Below are 24,330 nucleotides of genomic sequence, written 5' to 3' on the forward strand. Positions count from 1 at the left end.
TCAAGCGGAGGGCCAACCCCTCACAGGCCGGTTCTCACGCCCCTCCCAGGACGTGCGGTGCCCGTTTCAGGATCACCGCGCGGGAGACGCTGCCGTTCACCCGGCCCTCAAGCGGCACCGGGAGCGTCACGTGCCGCACGAACGGCGTTTCCGCCGTGGCCGGCTGCGCATCCAGCCACTCCCAGTCGATGAAGCCATCGTCGGAGAACGAATTGATCGTGAGGTACACGGTGCCGAACGCGGTCAGGTTCTGAAAGAAATGGCTCCCCTGTGACGGCTCGACCACGAAGTCCGCCAGCGTGGTTTCGATGATGATGCGGGCCGCTGAAATGTGCGGCCATTGCACCGGAATGCCCAGCCGCGGATGCGAAGAGCCCCACCGCCCGGGACCGATCAGGATATACGGCCGGTTGGCGCGCATCAGGTGGTCGTTCCACGCGCGGATCTGCTCCGCCACGCGCATGGTCAGGCCGGAATCGAAATGCGCCGGCCGCACGTACACGATATCGCGTAACCCCCGGATGATGCCGTTGCCCAGCGCGTGCTGGCTGTAGCACAGCAATTCCGGCCGGGTGCAGTCTCCCAGCTCGACATCGGCAACCTCGACTGCGGTGGCGCACGGGCGCAACTGCAACACCGCGAAGGAGCGCGGCTGAGATTGGAGATTTGCCGCGAACTCGATCTCGATCGGGCTGTTCATGCCGGTACGACCGATTTCGAGCAGCCGTTGCAGCAACGCGGCGAGTGGAAAGGCCTCGTGCTTCAGGATGGGTGCGAAGGTGACGGCTGGCACACCTGGACGGTGAATGCCGTCGTGAAAGGTGTTGTCATCCGGCGACCAGGCGGAGCCGACAGCGGCAAGCGTGCCATGGGCCCGGGCCGCTTCAATCTCGAGCTGCACGAGCGAGCGTTCACCGTCGAGCGTGGGTACGAACTCGGTCGTGCCGACATTCACGGCATAGAAGGCGCGCTGTGACCGGTTCAGGAACTCCTCCGCGTCGGCGAGTTCGGGCAGCACCTGTGGCCAGGCGGGACAGAATCGCAGAGTCTGTCCGCCTTCGACTACGGTCTTGCCGAGGCCGAGCGCGACGGAGACCACCCCGTCCTCGGGTCGCATGGCGCCGTAGGGATAGTAGTTGAAACTGCGGGCGACGCCGGAGATGTCAGGATAGAAACAATCGCCATGCCGGGCCCCGACGAGCGGTTGCAGGATCACGGCCATCTTTTCTTCCTCGATCCGATGGGGTGTGGAATCGAGGTAACGGCGGGCGAGCACGCGGAAGGTCGAGGCGTACACCAGCCGGATGGCGTCACCGAGCTGGGCGAGGCGGAGTCGCCCATCCGCATGGTTGTTAGGCAGCATGAACGTGGAGTAGACCCCAGCGAACGGGTGGTACTGGGAGTCTTCGAGCAGACTGGAGGAGCGCACCGCGAGTGGCCCCTGGACGTTCTCCACGTAAGTGCGCAGGTCGGCGTACAAACTGTCCGGCAGCCGGGCGCGCAGGAAGGCATGCGTCAGCCAGTCATCGTCGGTGCTGCGCAGGGCGTCGTGGCGCAGCCGGTTGAAGTCGAGAAACTCGTCGAACAGGTCGGTGCCGAGCACGACCGAGGGGGGGACGCGCACTTCGATTCCGCGGAACTCCTTTTCAAGGCCGGCGCCGGCCAGCAGCGCGTCGACAAAGGCGAGTCCGCGGGCCTTGCCGCCGAGGGAGCCCCCCCCGATGCGGGCGATACCGAACGACGGATCGAAACGTTGCCGGGCATAGTCTTCCACCACCCCGCGGCGGCTGCGGCGGATGGCTTCGTTCAGGTTCCGGACGAGGTACGCGCGCAGGGCTTCGAGGTCGCGGAACTCAGAGACTTTCCGCGGGCGCATACGGCGTGCCAGGGCAAACTCGGTGCGGGCCCGCAGCCAGTTGGAGAAGTGGTTACGGCGGGCGTGAAAGAGAATCGCATCAAGCGGCACCTGTTCCAGCGCCGTTGCCATCGACTGGAGGTCCCGCGCCCGCCCGACTTCGCGCCCGTCCGGCAGGCGGAAGACAAAGTCTCCGAAACCAAAATTCTCAAGCATGAAATTGCGCAGGTCGTCGAGCAGGGTCGCTGAGCGCTTATGCAGGAAGCTCGCCCCGATCTGGTCCGCGAAGCGAGCATTGGCGATGTCGGAGGATTGCAGCACGGCCGGCACGTCCGGCATGTCGTGCTTGATCTCGCGGATGAAGTCCACGCCGGCCTGCGGATCCAGCCGCCCGGCGCGGGGAAAGGAGACGTCGGCGACGACGCCGAAGACGTGCCGGTGGAAGCGCCGGTAGAAGTCCATACCCTGTTCGAAAGTGTCGGCTACGAGAATCTTCGGTCGGGCCCGCATGCGTACGCGCCGATCCATGGGGTTGAGACTCTCCGCCATCACGGCGCGGGTCTGCTTGACCAGTTCGCTGTACATCAGCGGCAGCAACGAGGACCGGAAGCCGACCGAGTCCTCGACCAGGATGATCACCCCGACATCCGCGGCACGGGTGTCGTGCTCGGCGTTCAGGCGGTCCTCGAGCGACTTGATGATCGCCAGAAAGAGCTTGGCATCCCCATGCCAGACGTAGAGACTGTCGGCGCCGAACTGCGGGTGCTGGTGCATCACCCGGGAAAGTTCCCATTCACTGGACATCAGCAGCACGACGGGTACCTGGGGATCGAGCCGGTGGACGGCGCGCTCGAAGTTGCCGACGTCCATGTTGCCGAGCCGGAGCATGGTGATGACGAGGTCGAATTTGCGCGGACCGATCCGCGCGAGGGCGGCTTCACCGTTCGGCACGCGCGTGATGTTCGGGGCATGGGTCAGGCCGAGATCGATGTACTCGTTGTAGATCATCTCGGTGAGCAGGCCGTCCTCCTCGAGGATGAAGGAGTCGTACGCGCTGGAGACGAGCAGCACCTCCTGGATACGGCGCATCATCAGTTTGGGGAAGCGGCCCAGCCGCCAGTCATACTCGCTGGCGGAGCGCTCGGCGGGTGTGGGGGGTGGGCCCGAAGGCGCGGACATCAGCGGTTCTCGCAAGAGGAACGGTTGCTCGCGGTCAGTATACCCAATGCCCAAGTTGCGCGGGGACATCTCGTCGACGATGAGGGGTTGTGCTCCGGAGAACGTGCGGGCCGAAATGCTTGGTTTCGCCGATGCATTGGCAGTCACGGCGCCGGATGCACAGAAGGAGGGGGTAAGTCGAGAGCGACGGGACGGCGGTAGCAGGAACGCCGCTGCTCAAGACCAGAGTGCGGGTCGGCGTCGAACTGGCGGTGCAGCGCGTGCCGGTCACCAAGTCAGAGTTGCGTGATCGGTGGAAACCGTAGCATCGACCTGCCACACCGCCTGGGTGCAGTGCTTATCGCGCTGCACCTTCGAGGCGGCCGAGTGCCGGCTGCGTCAATCGACCACGCGGTGGATCACCAGCCCGCTCGCAAGCTTCGGGTAGAAGTACGTGCTCTTCTGCGGCATCAGGTCTCCCGCGGTGCATACCGCCCGCAATTCCGCCATGGTCGTGGGTTGCAGCAGGAAAGCGCAGCCCCCCGCTTGCCTGGCAGCCGCGACAGCCCCGGAGTTCGACTTGATGTACTCGATCTTCGGGGCCTGCCCCCCGGCGGGACCCGGTGTGATGATGCGGTCGAGCAGGTACGCATGCAGGAAAGCCAGGCCGAGTCGCCGCCAGCTCGGGCTGTGCTCCGGCTCGAGTGGATCTAGCAGCCCTTCCCGGGTGGGGCGGACCACGGAGTACGTGTCATCCCTGGTTGTGAAGAAGGCCACGGCCTGCGGTCCGTGCGCCGGCAGGGCGGCCAAGGCGCTCTCGGGGTCGTTCACACTGAGCTTGGTGACCGTGACCTCGGGACCGGCGAGGTCGTCCGCCAGGAACGCGAGGCCGGGCAGCACGCGATGCGTCGGCAGGATCAGCAGCCCAGGGTCCTCCATGGCACAAAAAACGCACAGTACAAAATTAGCCGGGTGATCAACCGGCAGCGAACCGCGCTGCGCCGTCAGCCAGTCGCGGTACAGCATCGCCGTGCCGCAGCGGTGGTGCCCGTCGGCGATGTACGTCGGCTTAGGGCCGATCAGGCGCGCGACATCCGCGATGGCGACCGTGTCGGTGACAGCCCACAGCCGGTTCTCCACGCCGTCGAGCGTTCCGATCGCGAGTGGCTCAGGCGGCAGTGCTTCCTCCAGGCGCCGTGCGACGTCGTTGGACTCATCCTCGTACAGGCCGAAGATCGGGCTGAGATGCGCTTGGGTCGCCTTCGTAAGTGCGAGACGATCCTCCTTCGGACCACCGAAAGTGCGTTCATGAGGATAGATCGAACCCGCGCCGAAGGGTTCCAGCTTCAACCCGGCGAAGAACATCTTGCGGACGTAGGCGCGTCCCTCGTACGTGTACGCCTGATGGTACACGTACAGCGCCGCCTCCTGATCCTGCACCATCGTTCCCTCGGCCAGCCATTGTCGCAGGGTGGCCGCGGCTTGTTCATACAGGTGCTGCGGGCCGGCGTCCTTCGGCGGCAGGTGCGGCAAATCCACAACCACGAAGTTGCGCGGGTCGCGCGCCAGGAGCTCCGCCTTGTCGGTGGCGTCCAGAATGTCATAGGGAGGGGTCAGCAGCTTGGATAGATCGCGGTTGCGGCGGGTGTCGTAACGCAGGGGGCGGAGGGGTCGGATCGTACTCATGCGCGCTCCTCAGCAGATCTTGAGCCGTCGCACGGTCCGCTGGGCAGCGGACCCGCGGCCGGTCCGGCACCGGTGTGCCGCCGTCCGCGTCACTATAGACCGAACCGGGCGTTGTGCCAGTGCCGGGGTGCGTCGCTCTGCGATCGCAGCGGCGGACCTTGCAAAATACGAAGGGCGGCTGGGCTCAACGGGTCTGAGGAGAGGTAGAGGTGCCGAAGTGCGTCAGGTGGGCAAGGTGCCGGGCGACCTCCACGCCGTGTTCGAAGGACCGGAAGACAGACATCCAATCACGGTGCTTCCAGCCCGCCCGCGCCATCAATCCCAGGGGTTGGGCTTGCACACCGGCGAGCACGGTGTAGATGCCCGACTGGTGCAGCCGCCCAAGGGCCGACTCCAGGTTGACCAGGCCCGTGGCGTCCATCACCGGTACGGCCCGCAGATCGAGCACCACCACGCAGATGCTGCGATCCACCCGACGCAGTGCACTCATGGCGCGCGTCGCGGCCCCGAAGAACAGCGGTCCCGCGACCTCGTAGACCACCACTCCCGGAGGCAGGTCTGGCGTCGCGCCGGTCATCGGCCGCGCGACCTCGCGCACGCCTGTGACCTCCGCCATTCGCCGCATGAATAGCAGCGCTGCCAGAACTACGCCTACGCTGACTGCGATCGTCATGTCGAAAATCACCGTGAGCCCGAAGCAGGTCACAAGCACCAGCACGTCGCCGCGCGGCGCCACCCGGAGTGTGTGGAACACGTGCCGCAGTTCGCTCATGTTCCACGCCACCACGAGCAGCAGGGCCGCCAGTGCCGCCATCGGCAGATAGCCCAGCAGCGGCGCCGCGAGCAGCACGCCAACCAGCAGGAATACCGCGTGAAACACCGCCGCAAACGGTGAGCGAGCGCCGCTGCGCACGTTCGTCGCGGTGCGCGCGATGGCCCCCGTGGCGGCGAATCCGCCGAAGAACGGCGCCACGAGGTTGCCCATGCCCTGTGCAATCAGTTCGCCGTCCGGGTCATGCTCCTTGCCCGACATCCCGCTGGCTACGACGGCCGAGAGCAGGGATTCGATGGCACCCAGCAGTGCGATGGCGACCGCCGACGGCATCAGCCGCCGCAGCGTGTCGAGGGTCACCGGTACCGGGGGATGCTCTGGATCGGAGAAGTCCCACGGAAGCACGAATTGCGGGGGCTGTTGCGGAATCCCCTTGAACTTGGATTGAATCGTTTCTACGCCGAACTCCGGCAGCCATTGCGCGAGTGCCACGGCGAGGACGGCGGCCAGCGGCAGTGCCACCAGTGCGGCCGGCATCCGCCGCACGATCCGTGGCAGGATCAACAGCACCAGCAGGGTGATGGCCCCGATCAGCAGGTCCGGCCAGCGCAGCGTCGGTAGGGCATAGCCCAGCACGTAGACGCGCTCGATGTAGTGCTCGGGCAGTTCGTCCACCTGCAACCCGAGAAAGTCGCGCAGTTGCAGCGTCGCGATGACCAGCGCGATACCGGCGGTAAAACCGGTCGTCACCGGAAAAGGCACGAACTCGATCAGGCGCCCCAGCCGCGCGAAGCCCATCAGCATGAGCAGTGCTCCGGCCATCAGTGTCGCCAGCAGCAGTCCTGACAGACCATAGGTTGCGGCTACGGGCGCCAACACCACCACGAAAGCGGCCGTTGGTCCGGTGACCTGCACCGGTGAGCCGCCGCACAGCGCGGTGACGGCACCGGCGACGATGGCCGTGTACAGGCCGTACTGGGGAGGCACGCCGCTCGCGATTGCGAGCGCCATGGAGAGCGGCAGCGCGATCACCCCAACCACGAGCCCGGCGAGCAGATCGTCACGCAGATCGCGCCAGCCGTACCCCTCGCGCAGGGTGCGGCGAAGGGCAGGGGCAAACGCGGCATACCAGGGGGGTGAATCAACCGCGGGGGGTGGGGCGGAGTTCGAGTTCGAAGACCGTGAGTCTGCGGTGTCCATAAGGCGGCGTATGCTACCGCCGCCGCCGCCCATTCTGCCATTCCAATCTTGCGGGGCGACGCAGTGACTTCACGCGCGCTTGGCCAGCATGGTTCTGTGTATTGAATCCGCTGATGTGGCTTGACCTTCAGGCATTTCCGTACACAGGTACGATTCCGCCGCGCGCTACCCGGTTGTCGGGCGAAGCGAGGAACACGATCGTTTCGGCGAGTTCCTCGGGCTTGGGCCATGTGCCGAAGTCCGCGGCGGGCTGCGCGGCCCGATTCGCCGGCGTGTCGATGATCGCGGGGGCGACGGCGTTGATCCATACGGCGCGGCCGGCGGCAGCGACCTCCTCGGCGGCCGCTATGGTGAGCGCCGCGACGGCCGCTTTCGATACCGTGTACGCCACCATGCCGGCCCCCAGGCGTGGTTCAAGGGCCGGACGTGCGGCCACGTTGACGATGCGCCCCGCCCCGTCGATCGACTTCAAAGCCGCACGGGTGCAGAGAAAGGCCGTAAGCGTGTTGAGCTGGAACTGCCCCAGGAAGTCGGTGGCCGTGGTCTCCGACAGCGGCTGCAGTGCGAATCCGCCTACGAGATGGATCGACCCCCACAGTCGTCCGGCGACGCGTTCGTAGAGTGCGGAAACCTGATCTTCGTGGGTCAGATCGATCCCCGCCACGGTTGTGACTCGCGGATCTTCGCGGTGCGCAAAACCATCGAGTTCAGCAGCCCGATACACGGGAATGGTCACATGGGCGCCGCCGGCCAGCAGTCGCGCGACGACTGCCCGGCCGAGCGCCCCCGTACCCCCGGTCACGACGCATTCCCGACCGCCAAAGTCCATGACAGCACCTCGCCCCGCGATCCCGAAATACCCGGCACCGGGACCATGCCGCCACCGCAGGCCCGCATGGGAGCGCTGGGTTCGTTAGTTCAGAGGTGCGGGAGTAACCAGCTTCTGCTTGGCCCGGCCCACCAGGTGGAACGATCCGGTGATGCAGATGAGATCTTCGCGGCTCACGCTCTTGCAGGCGATCGTGTATGCCTCCTCCAGCGTCGGACCGATCTGGGCCATTTTCTGGCTCTTTTCCACAAACCGGGCGTGCAGCTCATACGGGTCGGCCGAACGCGGTGTGCCCGCCGTAGTGAAAATGATCTTGTCAGCCCCAAGCTGGAGCTGCGCCAGCATGCCATCGATGTCCTTGTCCTGTGAACAGCCGAAGATCACGACCATCGAGTCATAGGAGATGTTCTGTCCGATGGCCCGCATCAACGCGGCGACGCTGGCCGCGTTATGAGCGCCGTCAACGATGGTCCGGGGGATGTCGCGCACCAGCTCCAGCCGGCCCTGCACGCGTACCTTGGCGAGGCCGTCAATTGCACCCTGCTCGGGCACTTCAAAGCCATTGGCGCGAAGTGCGTCGATCATGCCGAGGGCCACGCCGCAGTTGATGGCTTGGTGCTCACCCAGTAGCGGTACCTGGAGGTGGTCGAAGCGTGTGTGCGGCGTTGCCAGGCAGACACGCGTGTGCGGGCCGCTCGCGCGGGATGATTCGAAGCGGTAGCTGAATTCCACATCGTCGCCAATGAACCGCAACGTGCAACCCACCCGCTCGGCAACCTTCTTCAGCACCCGCTTCACAGCCGGCGGCTGCGGTGCACTGATGGCCGGAACGCCGGGCTTAAAGATGCCCGCTTTCTCCTCGGCGATTTTTTCGAGCGTATTGCCGAGCTGGGCCACATGGTCGTAGCTGATGTTCGTGATGCCGCACACCTCGGGTTTCAGCACATTGGTTGAATCCAGCCGCCCGCCGAGACCCGTCTCGATCACGGCGATCTCAACCTTCTGATTGACGAAGTGCAGGAACGCGGCCGCAGTCATAATCTCGAAGAAGGTCGGGGCGTCGCGTTCGAGCTTGCGAACGACAGGGACGATCTTTGCCATCAGCCGGGTGAACTCGGCCTCGGTGACGAGCTTGCCGTTGATCGCGATGCGCTCCCGCAGGTCGACGATGTGGGGCGAGGTATACAAGCCGGTCCGATAACCGGAGTTCTCGAGCATCGATGCCAGCATGTGGCAGGTCGAACCCTTCCCCTTGGTGCCGGCGACATGCAGGGTACGGAGCTTCTTATGCGGATTGCCCAAGCCGGCCAGGATGCGTAACATCCGGGCCAAGTTGAAGTTAGTATGGTTGTAGCCAACCCGGATCATCTTCTCGTAGTCCGTCTGCGCATTGAGAAAATCAAGCGCGGCGCGGTACGTTCGGATGGTCTTGTTGCGGTTGGTGGTGCTCGCGCGCGAGGTCTTGGCCCGCTTCGAGGAAGTGCCACCGGCCGACTTCGTGGTCGCGGCTCGGGGCCGCTTCGTTAGGGTTCGCGACATGGGTGTGCAGGTTACCAGAAAGCTGTGTTTTCGTCAAGTTCAGCAGGCCCGCGTCAGGGGGCCTGTGCACAAGGAAGAAAATGCGCAAAGTTATTTGTATAATACACTTACATTCTATCGACGACACTTTTCCACAGGCAGGATGACCGCATCATGGCCGCCTTCTCACATCTTTCTACGCCCCCGCCGTGCTACGGTTCAGCCCCGTGACGTTGGAAGATTTTCCGGGTACACCATTCAGCCATGAAAACCGTCCCCGTGAACCTTGCGGACCGCTCATACCCAATCGTGATCGGTGACCATGCGCGGACCAAGTTGCGTGAGTGCAACAGCGTCCTGGCTGCTCCACAACTCGTGGTGATTGCCGACGACCGTGTCGCCAAACTGCATTTACCAGCTTTGGTTACGGCGCTACCGGCGGAACCCCTCATACTGACTTTCCCGGCGGGTGAAGCCAGTAAGTCGCTTGCTGTTGCGGGACGGCTCTACGATCAGCTCGCAGAGGCCCGTGTAGAGCGGCGGGCCGTCATGGTGGCATTCGGAGGGGGAGTGGCCGGAGATCTGGCCGGCTTCGTCGCTGCGACCTGGCTCCGCGGTGTTCCCTTTGTCCAGGTGCCGACCACCCTTCTGGCGGCAGTCGATGCGGCCGTGGGGGGGAAAACCGGTCTGGACCTCCCGGCGGGGAAGAACCTTGTTGGGGCGTTTCACCAGCCCACGGGCGTGTATGTCGATCTTGCGTTCCTTGAGACCTTGCCAGAGCGCGATTACCGCGCCGGTCTGGCGGAAAGCGTCAAGCACGGCGCAATCCGCTCTGTTGAACTGCTGGAGTGGCACTCCACGCACGCCGAAGCCATCACCGCGCGCGACGGAGGCCGGCTCGAGGAGTTAATCGCCCGAAACTGCGAGATCAAGGCCGAGGTCGTGGCCCGCGACGAGCGCGAATCAGGTTTGCGCGCGATCCTGAATCACGGCCACACCATCGGCCACGCATTGGAGCATCTGCTCGATTATGAGTTGCGGCATGGTGAATGCGTCGCGCTAGGGATGCGCGTCGAAAACGAGCTTGCTGTGCAGCGGGGGCTACTGAGCGGTGCTGCTGCGCAGCAGATTGCTGAACTGCTACAGGCCCTGGGATTACCCTTACGACTCCAAAAACCGCTAGAACCCACCGCGGTCTGGGAGGCCTGCCAGGTAGATAAGAAGGTGCATGCCGGCGCGGTGAACTTTGTCCTATTACGGGGTTTGGGGCAAACGCAGAAGGTGGCGGATATCACCCCTGAGGAGGTTGTGCGGGCCCTGCGGTGTATCATGCCGTAAACCGCATCCAACGGCCGGTCTATCTTTCCACCCATACGAGGGTGTGCTACGAGTTGAAGTACCGTGCAATGCCTTCGACGATGGCGGTTGCCACGCGCCGCTGGTACGTCGGGTCGGCCAACAGGCGTGCTTCTCGACGGTTTGTCAGGAAACCGGTTTCGATCAGAACGGCTGGGCGGGAGTGGGCCACCAGCACACGGAAGCCGGCTGTCCGGACCCCGCGCGACTCAATTCCGGCACGCTCCAACGCTGCGGCAATCGCGTTTCCGGCTCTACGGCTCTGAGGCGAGGCGCTCCGGCTGATGTAAACGGTTGCTCCGCTGGCTTCAGCCCGGCTCGCAGCATCCGCGTGGATAGATACGAACAGGGCTGCACGGCGCTGCTCGGCGACGGAGGCGCGGGCGTCGAGCGTGAGGAAGCGGTCGTCTGCCCGGGTCATCACCACGCGGGCACCGCGCCCCTCCAGTTGCCGCGCGATTTCGCGCGCGATCGCCAACACCACAACTTTCTCCGGTTGTGGTCCGACGCCCAATGCGCCGGGATCGCGCCCGCCGTGCCCGGCGTCGACGACAATCGTGACGTTAGGCAAGTCGCGTATCTGTGGCGGAGTGGGCTCCGCAATCACGGGTGGCGGGATCGGCAGGATCGGCTCCGGCTCGCGCGTACCGAGGACGGGCGACGGGGGCGGACCGAGAGGTGACGTGGGCTGGGGGCTCGCGCAGCCGATCGCAGCGAGCAGTACACCTACCGACAGTAAAGACGGAATTCGTTTCACGAACGCGATAGTATCGCTGGCTCTCGGCCTCGCAACTTCGTGGAGGGCGGATTTGGCAAGAGTAGCATGGGTCAGGGAGTGAGGGTCGGCGGTCCCTGGCCGGCACGGCGTTCGAGTTTACCGTCGCTATTACGCACGTACTTTGTGAAACCCAACTCACCGAGCTTGCGGTCGTCTTTCAGGGTGCGGTTAAGCTTCATATCGGAGAAACGTCCCGCAACCCGTGGCACGCTGATCAAGCGTTGGACCGGTTCGCCGGTTTCGGGATGGTGGGTCAGCGGTGCGGCGTGGATGCTCTGCTGGATCTCGAACCGCCGACCGGCGCTGCCGTCAGCCCGGACAATTTCATACTCATAGATCGGCATCGGCACGCTCCGGAAACCTTCGTCGGCGCGCCGCGAGTCCGTCTACACCGCTGTTGCACCGCATCCAGATGGATAGCGCGCCTTGCACCATTCTTCAACGTTCGGCCGACACGTAGCGCGGTTGTCGGAAACGCACACTGGGTCGGGACACCTCTTCCACGGCCTGGCGCCCTGATACCTGGGCAAGCTCGCATTCGTTGCAACGGCCGTAAAGTACCAGGTCGTGAGTTTCGAGTTCGAAACCGTCTGGGATCAACGCGTCGAGCAGGACACGTGAGCATGGCACCTCGAATGCCCGCCCACAGGTGTTGCAGTAGAAATGATGGTGAGCCGGACGGTTGGCCAGCTCGTAGCGCGGGGGCATGGCCGGAAGCTTCACAATCCTGAGCCAGTCCTCGGCAACAAGATCCTTGAGGGCGCGATAAACGGTCGCAATGCCGAGACTGGGGTGATACCGTTTCGCGGCGGCCAGAACTTCCTCGGTACTGAGGGGGCGATCGGTACGGTCGAATGCGAGCCGGATGGCGCGGCGCTGAGATGTGTTGCGCTGCATCAGGTCCTCCAGCACCCCGGAACAGGATGATACTGATTTCCATATATCAGAGTATTCTATTCCGATGACAAGGTCCAGCAGGGCAGGGGGTGATTTTCGTGAATCGGTCGAAATTATCTTCTGATGCAGGGTGTGGAAATGGTTTCAGCAGGGTAACCTTGCCATTCGGTTACACGTTGACGAAGGAGTGTCGCGTGCTGCCGCTCACTTCCAACCCGGACCCGCTCTTGCCGTCCATGCCGGTCCGCTCAAGGTGCCTGCCCCATGAAATCCAGCAAACTCCGTCGCCGCATTGCCTCCGAAGCCGCGCGCCTCATGTACGAGGAAGGTGCGGCCCTGATCGCCGACGCCCGGCGTAAGGCCGCCTGGCGCTTCGGCGTGCACCTGCGCACCCAGCCGCATCAGCTCCCCTCCGACGCCGAGATCGAGTTGGAGATGGCGGCGTACACCCAGCGGCAGGCCGCTACGGCGGCCCCCGTTTCACCGGGCGATAGCGGCGGCGGTCCGGCGTTGTTGCATGCCGATCCGTTTCTCGTGTGGGCGCTGCTGTTGCCACCCCTTGAAGCCGTTCGGCAGGACGTGCGACTGCACCCGGAGGGGGATGCTCTGTTCCACTCTCTGCAAGCGTTTGAACTGGCTCGAAGCGAGTGTCCCTATGATGCGGAGTTGGTTGCTGCGGCCCTGCTGCACGATGTGGGCAAGGCAATCGATCCGACGGATCACGTGGCAGCCGGACTCGACGCTCTGCACGGAACACTGACGGAACGCGAGGAATTCCTGATTGCACACCACATGGATGCGCTGGCTTACCGGCAGGGAACCCTGGGGGCGAAGTTGCGGCGCCGGTTGCGTGCCTCGGAGTGGTTCGACGACCTGCTACTGCTGCGCGCCATTGATGATCGCGCGCGCGTGCCCGGCGCACCGGTCGGTACGGTGACCGAGGCGCTGGAATGGCTGCAATGTTTCGAACAGGAGGTCGAGGCGGCCTGAATCGTGTTGCGTCACCTCTGCCACTACCGCGAGACGACGATCTTGCCGAAATGCGCCCCGCTCTCCATGCAACGGAACGCGGCCGGGAGTTCATCAAAACCGAAACGACGGTCGATCACCGGTGCGATTTGGTGCGTTTCGAGGAAGCGGATGAGTTCCTGAAAGGCCGCCCGCGAGTCCACCATGATGCCGTGGATTTGCAGCCGCTTCATGAGGATCAGCCCGGTGGTCACCCCACCCTGCCGGCCCGTCAAGGCGCCCAAGAGCGCGATGATACCACCCGCCCGCGTAGCCCGCATGGACAGATCGAGTGTGCCCGGGCCAGCGGTTTCGACGGTTACGTCGACACCCAGTCCGTCCGTGCGCCGCAGCACCTCGGCGTCCCACTCCGGCGTGGTGCGATAGTTGATGAGTCCGTCTGCCCCCAGCGCCCGGCAGCGCTCGAGCTTCGCGTCGCTGCTGCTCGTGATCAAGACCCGGGCACCCAGTGCCTTGGCCAATTGAAGCGTGAAGATCGCGACGCCGCCTGTGCCGAGCGTCAGGACCGTCTGTCCCGATTGCAAGTCGGCCACGGTGTGTAGTGCGCTCCACGCAGTCAATGCGGCAATCGGTAGAGTCGCCGCTTGTTCCATGGTGTAACCCGCCGGCAGCGGAAGCACGGCTTCGGCCGGCAGCACCACCCGCTCGGTCGCGAGGCCCTCGCCCGGAGTGCCAAGCGCGGAGTTCGGGACATCGCCGCGAAACGGGCCGTCAATCCACCCCGGCAGGAAGTGGGACACGACCTCCTCACCCACCCGGACGCGCGTCACGCCCGTGCCTACCGCGGTTACCACCCCGGCTCCGTCACTGATCGGTGTGGCGGGCAACTTGAGACGGGGGTTGTACAGCCCCTTCACGACCATCAGATCGCGATAATTCAGACTCAGTGCCCGCACGTCGACGACAATTTCGCCTGGGCCAGGCACCGGCTCAGGAAGATCGCAGAGTTGCAAATGCTCGCAACCAAACTGGTGAAAGCACCATGTACGCATTGGGGGCTCCCTTGCCGGTCGCACCGGCCCACTACCCCTGGCTCGCGAAGCGGACGAGATCCAGCTCGCGGCCGAGCACCATGAGGGTTTCGGCCGGCTGAATCCGCTTGTCCGCCAGAGGGAGGAAGTGGAAGTGTTCCTCTGTCGGGTTGCGGTAAGCGAGTACGAGCAGATCGTAGCGCGAACGCAGGTCGAGTTCCGCCAGCGACTTGCCCACGGTCTTCTTCGGCACGTCAATCTCCATGATGCGGTAATCATCCGCAAGGGGAAAGACGTCACGGATGTCGGGGTTGGCGATCCGACGCCCGAGGCGATCGGCGGCCTCACGCTCCGCGAAGATGGCTTCGGTGGCGCCGACTGCGAGGAGGATCCGGGCGTGATCATCGGTCGTGGCCGTCGAACGGATGATGGGGATGCCGATTTTCCGCAGGTGCAGGGCGCAGAGGATGCTCGGTTCGACATTGCTCTCACCGAGGCATATGACGGCCTCGCGAACCGAGGCGGTGAGTACGCCGGAAAGCATGGCGAAGTTGCGGGCGTCGCCGATCAGCGCGCGGTGTACGTCGTCCCGGATTTGCTCCACACGCGCCTCGTTGACGTCGATTGCCAGCACCTCGCAACCAAGCTTCACCAGCGCACGGGAGAGGTGCATGCCGAATTGTCCGAGACCGATGACGCAGACCTGTCGTGCCATGGCGGTGGTACCTTCGCGACTAGCCGAGCATCAGGCGCTCGCGCGGGTAATGGTATAGCGTGCGGGGGGGACGCAGAACGGCCAATGCTACCGTCAGCGCCCCAAGCCGGCCGACGAACATGGTGAGGATAATCCAGCCCTTGCCGGCGGCGGAAAGGGTGGGTGTGACGCCCGCCGACAGGCCCACCGTCCCGAAGGCCGAGAACTGCTCGAAGACCAGGAACTCGAAGTTCGCACCCGGCTGTTGGCCCTCGCTGATCGACAGGATGACCAGTCCGATGATGTTCCACGCGCCGGCCACGGAGAGCAGGAGCGTGGCCCGCCGGACGATATCGTTCGGAATCACGCGCTGACCGAGCACGACGTCATCGCGTCCGGTGAGCCGCGCCCACAGCCGCGCGGCCCACACCGCAGCGGTGGTGGTCTTCACTCCGCCTGCGCACGAACCGGGCGAACCGCCGATGAACATGAGCGCCATGAGTAGCAGCAGGGCCGCCATTGGTAGGCCGGCGATGTCGATCGTGTTGAATCCCGCCGTACGGGCCGTGACGGACTGAAAGAGGGCATCGAGGGCCTGCCGGCCGTAACCGGTTTCTGAGCTGGGCATCCGCAACAGGAACAGTGCTGCCGCGCCACCAAACAGCAATCCCGCGCTGACGCCGAGGACGACACGGGTTTGGAGTGTCCAGCGCACCGTGCTCTGCGGACGCCGCCGTACGGCGCGCGTCGTACGGCTGGTAACCTCGATGAGGACGCTGTAGCCCAGCCCACCGACGACGATCAGCACCATCACCGTGCCGAGGAACACCGGGGCGTCGGCAAAGCGCATGAGACTGTCTGGGTAGACGGAGAAGCCGGCGTTACAGAAAGCGGAAATTGACAGGAAGGTCGCCTCGAACAAGCCACCCGCTTCCCGCGCTTGCAGTTCACGATAGAGGAGCAGTGCGCCGCCAGCTTCGAACGCCAGTGTCAGCAGCAGAATGTAGCGCAGGGCACGCCCGAGATTGCCCGCCGCCTGCGACTCGAAGTAGGCGCTCTGCACCGCCGCCTGGGAGACGAAAGTCATCCGTTTGCGGAACAGTTGAGCAGCCAGCACTCCAAAGCTCATGATGCCGAGTCCGCCCAACTGGAACAGCACCATGATGACCGTGAGGCCGAAGCGCGAATAGACCGTCGGTGGATCGACCGTCACGAGTCCCGTGACGCATACTGCCGAGGTAGCGGTAAACCAGAGATCCAGCAGGGGGATCGGGTCGCCGGCTTGTGCGGCCGGCAGTGCGAGCAGGCCCGTACCGACCACGATCAACGTCGCGAAGCTCAGCACCAGCAGCGCTTCGGGGCGGGATAGCAGCTTACGCCACACGGGGGTGTTCTACTCCTCGGCGCGGGCGGCGGCACGCGCAGCCGGCACGGAAGCACGATAAGATACCACGCCATCGGCCGGGCCGCACGGATTCGGCGAGTTGCGTCGCCGCGCCAGACAGCTAAGCTGATAGAGGGCCCGGCGGCGGACGTGCTCATGCCGTCCCGCCGTGAACCCCTTGGCCGCGTAAGTTGATTCGGACCGGAGGTTTCCCATGCGCACCATCGTCCTGCTCACCACACTGCTCTTTGGCAGCACCCTCGCCACGGCCCAAGGGGTCCAGGCCGCGCCTCGGCCGCAGCGCCCGGCGCTTACGCAGACCGCCCCCACGGGGGAGCAGTTGCTGCTTTGGGTGTGCCGGCAATTGCAACTCGACGACGACCAGATGGCCCAGGCCCGTGACCTGCTCGACATCTACAAGGCCACCGCCGAAGCCGAGAACCCGCTCGCCTTCCTTGAGGAGATGCAACGACTGGTTGCGCAGCGTGATGCCGCCAACCAGGAGGGTGACCAGGTCCGGGCCGCCCAGATTCAGAAGCAACTTCAGGAGATGCGGCCGGGGATGGCCGCGGAAGAAGAGTTCTTCCAAAACCTGACCCTGATCCTGTCCGATACGCAGTTGGCCCAGTTGCCGGCGATCCGTGAGCGGGCGAAGACGGTGAAGGATATCACGCTGCGGCCCGTGCATGCACTCTTGGCGGTGCGTGCATCCGATCTCACCCAGGAGCAGCACCGGAACGTGGAAGTGGTGCTGGCGAAGTTCCGTGCCCAGGCCCCCGCGCTGCGCAGCGACGAAGCCCGTCCCAACGACGAGGCGGTCGAGCAGCTCATTCGGGATCTCCGCGCGGTGCTGACACCGGCGCAGGTACGCGGGTACGACGAGCGCATTGCGGCTCTGCGGGCGGAGGTGCCTGAGGCCCAACCTGTGCGGCTTGATCCGCGGCCGGCGGCCGGCGCCGATGCTCGTGTCGAGCGTGGTGCCGTAGCACCTGCCACGACGCTGCAAGCACAGCCGGAAAGTGTTGAGGCCTCCCCGGCTGAGCAGCCCAGGGATTAGCAGCGATCCGGGAACCTCTCCTCCCCCCAGGAGGGGTTAGAGAGAGGTCGAGAATTCGCGGATAGAGACCCTTGTATTTTGAAGTACAAGCCAGACGGGGGCCTGCGGTCGTCGGGTGAGACCACCCACCGTGGAGTTCACTACGCGGCGGGGGCGGCACAGCGACTGCCGGAATCGTGGGGCTCCAGGAGTCCTCGGCAAGTCGCGGGGGGCGGTTGCTCGCGGTACGGACCGCCGCTAAGGTGCCCGGTTACGCCTGCTACGCACGCGGTGGCGCGCCGCCTGCGACGGGCTCTGGAGCGCCCCTGACCCCATGAGGCCGCACGCCTTGCTTATGTTTGCCCCCGCGGGGCCGGTACTTCCGAATCTCGGTGGCCCGCACGTCTGCAGAGGTGAGACTTTCGCGACCCGCCGCAGACGCAGTGTGGTTGATTGCAGTGTTGGGCTGGTCGACCGGGCGGCGCGGCACTTCGGGCGGGTGTGGCGATGAGTGTCGGACCATTACCGAGTCCGACGCCCCAGGGGGCGCTCGCGCAGCGCAACGTCCGCAAGCCATCCCGGGATGAGTCGCGCCAAGCGATGTGGCGCGTGCTGCGACTGGTGTACCCGCACCGCCGCAACATGATCCTCGGCATGGTGCTTGGTCTGGGAGTCGCACTCACCTATGCCGCCAGTCTCGGTGGGATGCTCCCGATCCTGAAAGTCATCATCGGCGAACAGAGTCTGCATGATGCCCTGCTCAGCGCGGCCGGGGATCGGCCCGCCCGCCCGGCGGTGTCCGTAGACGACGGCGCGCTGACCGTGGGGCTGCCGGTGAGCTCGCCGGGGGAGGACTCCGCCGGGGTGGCGCAGCGCTGGTACGCGCCGCTGCTGCGGCAACTCGCTCCCATTTTCCCGGCCGGGATCTCGCCGCCGGAGCGAATGCAGACGCTGCTCATGCTGCTGGCGGCGCTGTTCGCGGTAAACGTTGCGGGTAACGTGCTGCGCTGCCTGTCCCAGTACCTTATCCTGAATGCTTCGCATCGCATGATGATGGACCTGCGGCGGCACATGTATCGCAAGGCGCTGCGTGTGCCCGTTGCGGCCCTCAGCGGTGACGTCTCTAATCGCGTCAACCAGTTCCTCTCCGACACGCGCGAGATCTTTCTCGGTGTGACCACGCTCTTCGGCAAGGTCGCCCGAGAACCGCTCAAGGCGATCTGCGTGCTGGCGGTCGCCTTGCTGCTCGATGCCCGCCTGACACTGATCGTTCTCGCCATCGCACCGTTTGCCGTCGGCCTGCTCTGGTATTTCGGCCGCAAGGTCCGCAAAGCGACTATCCGGCTGCTGCAGGGCTACGGCCGCATGCTCGGCAACCTCGAAGAGACCCTCCAGGGTGTGGACGTGGTGAAGGGCTACGGGCGCGAGTCATACGAACGGCGCCGCATGTGGCAGATCGAGCGCGGCATGTTGCGGCAGTTGCTGAAACTCGCGTGGATCGAGGCGGTGGCGTCACCGTTGATCGAAGTGGTCGGGGTGTTGGTGACGGCGGCCGGCATCGTATGGCTCGCGGCGCGGCAGTTCAGCGGCGAGATTTCTCCGCAACTCTTCCTCACCATGGTCGGGTTGCTCGCCGCCATGCTCGATCCGATCCGCAAGATTGCGAACGTATACAACATGGTGCAACGGGCGGGGGCGGCCGGCACGCGCGTGTTTGAGTTCCTGGACCTGCCCGAGGAGCATTCGCGCCGGGAGGGGCCCAAGCTGCCGTACGGCCAGCCGCGGGCGGTGCGGTTCGAGGAGGTGTGCTTCCGCTACACCCCGACGCAGGAGCCGCCGGCGTTGAACGGTGTCACGCTGGAGGTCGCGCCCGGTGAGTGCCTGGCGATTGTCGGCCCCAACGGCAGCGGCAAGTCCACGCTGGTGAAGCTGCTGCCGCGGCTGATCACGCCGGCCGCGGGTCGCACGCTGATCGCCGGGCACGATGTCGCGGAAATGTCGCTGCGCGATCTGCGGCAGGAGATCGCGGTAGTGACGCAACGGCCGGTGATTTTCGCGCGGACCGTTTTCGAGAACATCGCCTACGGCAAGGACAACGCCACGCGCGCGGAGGTGCGCGCGGCGGCCCAGCAGGCCTACGCCGCCGAGTTTATCGAGCAGTGGCCGGACGGCTACGATACGCCGCTCGGCGAGTTCGGCACCTCCGTGTCCGGGGGGCAACGGCAGCGCATCTCGATCGCGCGGGCATTTCTGAAGCCGGCGACGATCCTGATCTTCGACGAGGCCACCAGCGAGATTGATGCAGAGAGCGAGCACAAGATTCACGTGGCGTTGGACTTGTTGCGCCGCGGCAAGACGACCTTCCTGATCGCACATCGCCACACGGTCATGGATATGGCCGACCGGATCGCGGTCATGGATCAGGGGCGGCTGGTGGATGTCGGAACGCGGTCAGAACTGCTCGCGCGCTGTCCGCTGTTCGAGGCCCTGTACCGCTCGCCGGGGATGGCGCCCCAGGCGTAGCCCGCTGCGCCTCTGCGCTTCAGCGCAGCTTCGCTGCCAGGTAGTGCCCGGTGTGACTGGCGGAGTTGGATGCGATCTCCTCGGGGGTGCCCTCCGCGATGATCTGGCCGCCACGCTCGCCGCCCTCGGGGCCGAGGTCGATGATCCAGTCGGCCGTCTTGATCACGTCCAGATTGTGCTCAATCACAAGTACGGTGTTGCCCATATCCACGAGACGGTTGAGCACCGCCAGCAGTGTCTGGATGTCGGCGAAATGCAGGCCGGTCGTGGGCTCGTCCAGGACGTAGAGGGTGTGACTGTCGAACTTGGCACGCTGCGTGGCGGATGCGCTTGGTGGACCGTTGGGAGTGATGGGGTGGAGCAGGCCGCGCCCGAGCTCGGCCGCGAGCTTGACCCGCTGCGCCTCGCCGCCGGAAAGCGTGTTGGAGGGTTGGCCCAGGCGGACATAACCGAGACCGACATCCGAGAGGGCCTGGAGCCCCTGCTTGATGCGCTGGAAGCTGTCGAGAAAGCGGAGCGCTTCCTCGACCCGCATGTTCAGGACGTCCGCAATGGACTTCCCGCGATAGCGGATTTCGAGTGTCTCCCGGTTGTAGCGCGTGCCGCGGCACTCCTGGCACTCGACGAAGACATCGGGGAGGAAGTGCATCTCGATGCGGCGCGTGCCCTGGCCCTGGCAGGCCTCACACCGGCCGCCTTTCGCGTTGAAGCTGAAGCGGCTGGCACTGAAGCCCCGGATGCGCGCTTCGCGCGTCTTGGCGTAGAGTCGACGAACTTCGTCGAAGACTCCGGTGTACGTGGCCGGATTGCTGCGGGGAGTCCGGCCGATGGGCGTCTGGTCGATCTCGATCACCTTGTCGATGCGGCCGGCGCCGACCAGGCGTTCGTGGGCACCGGGCTGCTCCTTGGTGCGGTACAGACGCTTACGGAGCGCCGGGAGGAGAATCTGCGAGACGAGCGTGCTCTTGCCGCTGCCGCTGACGCCCGTAACAGCACAGAAGAGCCCAAGTGGGATGCTGACGTCGATGTTCTTGAGGTTGTTCTCGCGGGCGCCGAGGACCTGCAGGTAGTCCGACTTGCGAGCCGTGCGGCGCTCGTCGGGCAGAGGGATGCCGAACTCGCCGCACAGAAAGCGGCCGGTGATGGAACGTTCATTGGCGAGCACGTCGGCGGCGGTCCCCTCGGCAATGATACGGCCGCCGTGCAGCCCGGCCCCCGGGCCCATGTCGATGAGGTAGTCGGCAGCGCGGATGACATCCTCGTCGTGTTCGACCACGATGACTGAATTGCCGAGATCGACCAGTCGGCGGATGGAGCCGAGCAAGCGTTCGTTGTCGCGCTGGTGCAGGCCGATGGTCGGCTCATCGAGCACGTAGCAGACGCCGACGAGACCGCTGCCGAGTTGGGTGGCGAGACGAATGCGCTGGGCCTCGCCGCCGGAGAGCGTGGCACTGGTGCGGTCGAGGGTCAGGTAGCCGAGACCCACGTCGTACATGAAGCGTAATCGCTGGCGGATCTCGCGCAAGATCGGTTCGGCGATCAGGGCGGCTTCACCCGCAAAGGCGAGCGCTTCGAACCAGTGGTGCCCGGTCGCGATCGACATCTGCGTTACGGTGTGAATATTGTGGTCGGCGATGCGAACGGCCAGGGCGCCGGGTTTGAGCCGGGCCCCCCGGCACTGGTCGCAGACCTGCTCGGCCTGGTAGTTGCTGAGGCGACTGCGGCCGGCTTCGGCACCGGCGGCACGGAAGCGGCGTTCCAGGTTGGGGATCACGCCCTCGAAGCTGACCCCGAACTTCTTCGTATCGTTGTGCGTGGTCCCTTGCAGGATCATCCGCCGCAGCTCTTCCGGCAACTGACTGAAGGGTGTCTCCGGCTTGACTTCGAGTGCGGCGCACAGCTCGCGCACCAACTTCTGATGGGTGGCCGCGATGCGCTTCGTGCCGCTGGCCCACGGGGCGATCGCCCCGCCCAGCAGGGAGAGCGTCTCGTCCGGGACGATGAGCTGGGGGGTGAAACGCTGGATCGTGCCCAGGCCACTGCACTGCGTGCAGGCGCCGTACGGTGAGTTGAAACTGAAGATGCGCGGTGTGAGTTCGGGCAAGTGCAGCCCGCAGGCGGTGCAGGCGAAGTGCTCGCTGAAGACCTCATCGACCCAGGCCTCGTCGCGCGCCCGTCCACCATTGCCCTGCTCTGAAGGGCTGTGGCCGTTCTGGCGTGCGATGATCGCGGTGCCATCGCCGAGCGCCAGCGAGAGTTCAACCGCGTCGGCCAGGCGGGAGCGGACGTCGGGGCGCACGACGAGGCGGTCGACGACGACGTCGATGTCGTGGACGCGCCGCTGGCTGCGCGCCGGGCCGGCCTGCTCCGCTTCGCCGAGCTCCTTGATGTCGCAGAGGATCCCGTTGATGCGGGCGCGGACGAACCCTTCGCGCGTGATTCGCCGGAGGACCGGCTCGAGCGCGCCGGTACGCCCCCGGGCAAGTGGAGCGAGCACCAGTACCCGCGTCTGTTCCGGGTAGGACAGCACGACATCGACGATCTGGTCGACCGTTCGGCGGAGCAGCGGTTTGCCGCAGCCGGGGCAGTGCGGGGTGCCGACTCTGGCGAAGAGCACACGGAGGAAGTCGTAGATCTCGGTCGTGGTGGCGACGGTGGATCGTGGATTGGTCGCGGTGGCCCGTTGCTCGATGGCGAGGGTGGGCGGCAGACCCTCGATCCGTTCGACTTCGGGCTTGCTGAGTTGCTCAAGAAAGTGGCGTGCGTGCACGCTGAGCGATTCGACGTACTTGCGCTGGCCCTCGGCGTAAATCGTGTCGAAGGCGAGACTGCTCTTTCCGGAGCCGCTCAGGCCTGTGATGACGACGAGCTGGTCCCGGGGAATGTCGACGGAGACATCCCGAAGGTTGTGCTGGCGCGCGCCGACGACGCGAATGATTCTCGGTTCCACGCTGCTCTCTCCCCGGTCAAGTTCATGCCAGCGTTCGCCAGGCGCTGCCACTCGCGGTCCGGGGCCACAACCTGGCGGAACGGGTGTTTCGCAAACCTCGCAGTATACCACGAGGGCGCCGGAGCGGGGCGGGACCTCACCAACCCACTGGGTGTTTCAACACAACCTGGACGGAATCGTGCTCCGGTTGTGCCACCCGCGGGGTTCAGGGCCGCAGCTTGGGCAGGGGATGGTCCGTAAAGGTGGTGTTGATCTCGGGGATCCAGGGTGTGCAGCTCGGGTTGCCGGATCGTGGACAGCGCACGCTGTAAGGGTAGCCCCCGCCGGGCTGGAATACGCGCAGATCCGGTACGAAGCGGACGCCGCTCTCTTCGCAGTACCAGTACGGGTAGAAGGTCTGTTTTCCGCAATCGGGGCAGGTGAGTGGCGGATACTCGGTGAAGTGCGCGTAAGCGTCACCCTGCCAGCCGGTTGCCAGGCAGACACCGGAAGTGCGCGGCCGTTGCGCCTGCCCGGGTCCATCATTGCCGCGCACAAAATAGAGGTAGCCCGCACCTCCCAGGGCGATGACGGCGACGACGGCCGCAACGGTTTGGCGCTGATTCATGCCCTACCGCCGATCGATCTGCTCATTCGGGAGTTCTTTCCAGGCCTTGTTCCTCGTGCGCCAGACGGCGTTGAGTTCATCCGGATAGGCATAAGGGTGGATGTTATTTGCGCTGCCAAGCTGCTTGTAACCGGTGCCGCGCAGATTGCGCTCCCGCCAGTCCGGAAGTCGGGGCTGACCGGGGGCTTTCTGGTCGAGCAGCGGGTCACGCTTGGGGTTTGCGCCGCCTGGCCCAACCCCGTAGGCGTCGTAATAGTTCCGGACCGGATGCTCACCCGGGAGCCACGTGAAGTAGCGATTGGTGTCAGTCGTGGTGAAGAAAAGGGATGCGGCATTCGTCAATTGCCCGAAGTTGGGGCGGACATGGCTGACCGAACCGTCACGCATCAGCAGCCCCGTCTCGCGCTGTTTTCCGTGGCGCCAGGCGACCATGTTGGCGTAGGCATGCGGCCAACTGTACCCCGGGGGCTGGGCAGGCAGGACCCGGTCCGAAGCGAGCCAGGCCGCGTTGAACGATCCAAACCATGTCCACCAGCCGTCGGCCGCGTAGATCTGGCGCGCGGGATCCTTGTAGCGATCGTCGTAGAAGTTGAAGTGCATGATGGCGTTGAGTGCATAGCTCGAGCGGATGCCCGCGCGCGGGGTCTCGCCCTTGCCGAATTCCCGGACAAACTTGTAGTTCCAGTTGTTCGTATCGGCCCGGGCTCGGACCGGATCGTCCGGCCGCTGGTCATCGGGGCATATCTGGGCGTTGGGGTTGCCGAGGAAACCAAGGTCGAAAAGTGTGTCGGCCCATGAGAACATGAACCACTCGGAACCCGCGGCCGGATTCGCTTCGCCGTCGTCCCAACTTGGACCGTAGTCGTTGTAGGTCGCGTAGCAGCTTGCGACGGCCTGTCCGATCGAGCGCAGGTTGGCGCCGCACTTGGCCTTGCGGGCCTGGCTGCGGGCTTGGGCCAGACTCGGGAGCAGGATGGAGATCAGCAGTGCAATGATCGCGACGACCACCAGCAACTCGATCAGCGTGAAAGCTGAGTGGTGTGTCCGATGTGGTTGGCGCAGGCCGGAGGGCATGACTGGTACTCCG

General features: G+C 65.1%; 18 protein-coding genes. 4 read left to right on the forward strand and 14 right to left on the reverse strand.

Features of this window, described 5'->3' with window-relative positions; translation table 11 throughout:
- Window positions 1-34 precede the first annotated feature (34 nt).
- The 5 genes from IPM18_15815 to IPM18_15835 form a co-directional block, all read right to left on the reverse strand.
- Window positions 35-3,034 carry a histidine kinase gene (locus IPM18_15815; GenBank protein ID MBK9121048.1) on the reverse strand — a complete coding sequence of 1,000 codons (3,000 nt, stop codon included), beginning with the start codon at window positions 3,032-3,034 and terminating at the stop codon, window positions 35-37.
- Between the two features lie 378 nt (window positions 3,035-3,412).
- A complete protein-coding gene (locus IPM18_15820) occupies window positions 3,413-4,699 on the reverse strand; it encodes a DUF1015 domain-containing protein (GenBank protein ID MBK9121049.1) in 1,287 nt (428 codons plus the stop codon).
- 184 nt (window positions 4,700-4,883) lie between these two features.
- Complete coding sequence (dauA, locus tag IPM18_15825) at window positions 4,884-6,671, reverse strand: C4-dicarboxylic acid transporter DauA (GenBank protein MBK9121050.1); 1,788 nt, start codon at window positions 6,669-6,671, stop codon at window positions 4,884-4,886.
- Between the two features lie 127 nt (window positions 6,672-6,798).
- Window positions 6,799-7,500 (reverse strand): SDR family NAD(P)-dependent oxidoreductase, encoded by a 702-nt coding sequence (locus tag IPM18_15830; protein MBK9121051.1) that lies wholly within the window; start codon window positions 7,498-7,500, stop codon window positions 6,799-6,801.
- A gap of 84 nt (window positions 7,501-7,584) precedes the next feature.
- On the reverse strand, window positions 7,585-9,039 hold the full coding sequence (locus IPM18_15835) for a bifunctional folylpolyglutamate synthase/dihydrofolate synthase (GenBank protein ID MBK9121052.1): 1,455 nt from the start codon (window positions 9,037-9,039) through the stop codon (window positions 7,585-7,587).
- Between the two features lie 243 nt (window positions 9,040-9,282).
- Between IPM18_15835 and aroB the strand changes: the two genes are divergently transcribed.
- A complete protein-coding gene (gene aroB, locus IPM18_15840) occupies window positions 9,283-10,356 on the forward strand; it encodes a 3-dehydroquinate synthase (protein MBK9121053.1) in 1,074 nt (357 codons plus the stop codon).
- Between the two features lie 46 nt (window positions 10,357-10,402).
- Here aroB and IPM18_15845 read toward each other — a convergent pair whose 3' ends face one another.
- The 3 genes from IPM18_15845 to IPM18_15855 all read right to left on the reverse strand — a co-directional run bounded on the left by IPM18_15845 (window position 10,403) and on the right by IPM18_15855 (window position 12,049).
- On the reverse strand, window positions 10,403-11,131 hold the full coding sequence (locus tag IPM18_15845) for an N-acetylmuramoyl-L-alanine amidase (protein ID MBK9121054.1): 729 nt from the start codon (window positions 11,129-11,131) through the stop codon (window positions 10,403-10,405).
- 71 nt (window positions 11,132-11,202) lie between these two features.
- Window positions 11,203-11,496: a zinc ribbon domain-containing protein gene (locus IPM18_15850; GenBank protein ID MBK9121055.1), complete on the reverse strand. Its 294-nt coding sequence runs from the start codon at window positions 11,494-11,496 to the stop codon at window positions 11,203-11,205.
- Between the two features lie 94 nt (window positions 11,497-11,590).
- On the reverse strand, window positions 11,591-12,049 hold the full coding sequence (locus tag IPM18_15855; GenBank protein MBK9121056.1) for a transcriptional repressor: 459 nt from the start codon (window positions 12,047-12,049) through the stop codon (window positions 11,591-11,593).
- Between the two features lie 264 nt (window positions 12,050-12,313).
- Between IPM18_15855 and IPM18_15860 the strand changes: the two genes are divergently transcribed.
- Window positions 12,314-13,039 carry a phosphohydrolase gene (locus tag IPM18_15860; protein MBK9121057.1) on the forward strand — a complete coding sequence of 242 codons (726 nt, stop codon included), beginning with the start codon at window positions 12,314-12,316 and terminating at the stop codon, window positions 13,037-13,039.
- Between the two features lie 23 nt (window positions 13,040-13,062).
- On the opposite strand, the gene IPM18_15865 is transcribed toward IPM18_15860, so the two are convergent.
- From IPM18_15865 to IPM18_15875, 3 genes are read right to left on the reverse strand one after another with little or no spacing between them, the layout of a single operon-like run.
- Window positions 13,063-14,070, reverse strand: coding sequence for an NAD(P)-dependent alcohol dehydrogenase (locus tag IPM18_15865; GenBank protein MBK9121058.1), 1,008 nt, complete (start codon window positions 14,068-14,070; stop codon window positions 13,063-13,065).
- Window positions 14,071-14,101: 31 nt separating this feature from the next.
- Window positions 14,102-14,764 (reverse strand): TrkA family potassium uptake protein, encoded by a 663-nt coding sequence (locus tag IPM18_15870; protein MBK9121059.1) that lies wholly within the window; start codon window positions 14,762-14,764, stop codon window positions 14,102-14,104.
- 19 nt (window positions 14,765-14,783) lie between these two features.
- The gene (locus IPM18_15875) at window positions 14,784-16,127 is read right to left on the reverse strand and encodes an ATPase (GenBank protein ID MBK9121060.1); all 1,344 of its coding nucleotides are present in this window, start codon (window positions 16,125-16,127) and stop codon (window positions 14,784-14,786) included.
- Between the two features lie 214 nt (window positions 16,128-16,341).
- Here IPM18_15875 and IPM18_15880 point away from each other — a divergent pair, with 214 nt between their 5' ends.
- Together IPM18_15880 and IPM18_15885 are read left to right on the forward strand one after the other, a co-directional pair.
- Window positions 16,342-17,184, forward strand: a complete 843-nt coding sequence (locus IPM18_15880) for a hypothetical protein (GenBank protein ID MBK9121061.1) — start codon at window positions 16,342-16,344, stop codon at window positions 17,182-17,184.
- A gap of 486 nt (window positions 17,185-17,670) precedes the next feature.
- Window positions 17,671-19,686 (forward strand): ABC transporter ATP-binding protein, encoded by a 2,016-nt coding sequence (locus IPM18_15885; GenBank protein ID MBK9121062.1) that lies wholly within the window; start codon window positions 17,671-17,673, stop codon window positions 19,684-19,686.
- A gap of 19 nt (window positions 19,687-19,705) precedes the next feature.
- Here the strand turns inward: IPM18_15885 and uvrA are convergent, their stop codons facing one another.
- From uvrA to IPM18_15900, 3 genes are all read right to left on the reverse strand, one after another.
- Window positions 19,706-22,636: an excinuclease ABC subunit UvrA gene (gene uvrA / locus IPM18_15890; GenBank protein ID MBK9121063.1), complete on the reverse strand. Its 2,931-nt coding sequence runs from the start codon at window positions 22,634-22,636 to the stop codon at window positions 19,706-19,708.
- A 205-nt stretch (window positions 22,637-22,841) separates the two neighbouring features.
- Complete coding sequence (locus IPM18_15895) at window positions 22,842-23,243, reverse strand: hypothetical protein (protein MBK9121064.1); 402 nt, start codon at window positions 23,241-23,243, stop codon at window positions 22,842-22,844.
- A gap of 3 nt (window positions 23,244-23,246) precedes the next feature.
- Complete coding sequence (locus IPM18_15900) at window positions 23,247-24,317, reverse strand: prepilin-type N-terminal cleavage/methylation domain-containing protein (GenBank protein MBK9121065.1); 1,071 nt, start codon at window positions 24,315-24,317, stop codon at window positions 23,247-23,249.
- Window positions 24,318-24,330: the final 13 nt, after the last annotated feature.

This window comes from Phycisphaerales bacterium, from assembly GCA_016716475.1.
Classification (GTDB): Bacteria; Planctomycetota; Phycisphaerae; order UBA1845; family Fen-1342; genus JADJWG01.

Bases quoted from the DNA above. Each gene is read 5' to 3' on its own strand.
- IPM18_15815 (MBK9121048.1), bottom strand. From the start codon at position 3,034: ATGTCCGCGCCTTCGGGCCCACCCCCCACACCCGCCGAGCGCTCCGCC.
- IPM18_15820 (MBK9121049.1), bottom strand. From the start codon at position 4,699: ATGAGTACGATCCGACCCCTCCGCCCCCTGCGTTACGACACCCGCCGC.
- dauA (MBK9121050.1), bottom strand. From the start codon at position 6,671: ATGGACACCGCAGACTCACGGTCTTCGAACTCGAACTCCGCCCCACCC.
- IPM18_15830 (MBK9121051.1), bottom strand. From the start codon at position 7,500: ATGGACTTTGGCGGTCGGGAATGCGTCGTGACCGGGGGTACGGGGGCG.
- IPM18_15835 (MBK9121052.1), bottom strand. From the start codon at position 9,039: ATGTCGCGAACCCTAACGAAGCGGCCCCGAGCCGCGACCACGAAGTCG.
- aroB (MBK9121053.1), top strand. From the start codon at position 9,283: ATGAAAACCGTCCCCGTGAACCTTGCGGACCGCTCATACCCAATCGTG.
- IPM18_15850 (MBK9121055.1), bottom strand. From the start codon at position 11,496: ATGCCGATCTATGAGTATGAAATTGTCCGGGCTGACGGCAGCGCCGGT.
- IPM18_15855 (MBK9121056.1), bottom strand. From the start codon at position 12,049: ATGCAGCGCAACACATCTCAGCGCCGCGCCATCCGGCTCGCATTCGAC.
- IPM18_15860 (MBK9121057.1), top strand. From the start codon at position 12,314: ATGAAATCCAGCAAACTCCGTCGCCGCATTGCCTCCGAAGCCGCGCGC.
- IPM18_15865 (MBK9121058.1), bottom strand. From the start codon at position 14,070: ATGCGTACATGGTGCTTTCACCAGTTTGGTTGCGAGCATTTGCAACTC.
- IPM18_15870 (MBK9121059.1), bottom strand. From the start codon at position 14,764: ATGGCACGACAGGTCTGCGTCATCGGTCTCGGACAATTCGGCATGCAC.
- IPM18_15880 (MBK9121061.1), top strand. From the start codon at position 16,342: ATGCGCACCATCGTCCTGCTCACCACACTGCTCTTTGGCAGCACCCTC.
- IPM18_15885 (MBK9121062.1), top strand. From the start codon at position 17,671: ATGAGTGTCGGACCATTACCGAGTCCGACGCCCCAGGGGGCGCTCGCG.
- IPM18_15895 (MBK9121064.1), bottom strand. From the start codon at position 23,243: ATGAATCAGCGCCAAACCGTTGCGGCCGTCGTCGCCGTCATCGCCCTG.
- IPM18_15900 (MBK9121065.1), bottom strand. From the start codon at position 24,317: ATGCCCTCCGGCCTGCGCCAACCACATCGGACACACCACTCAGCTTTC.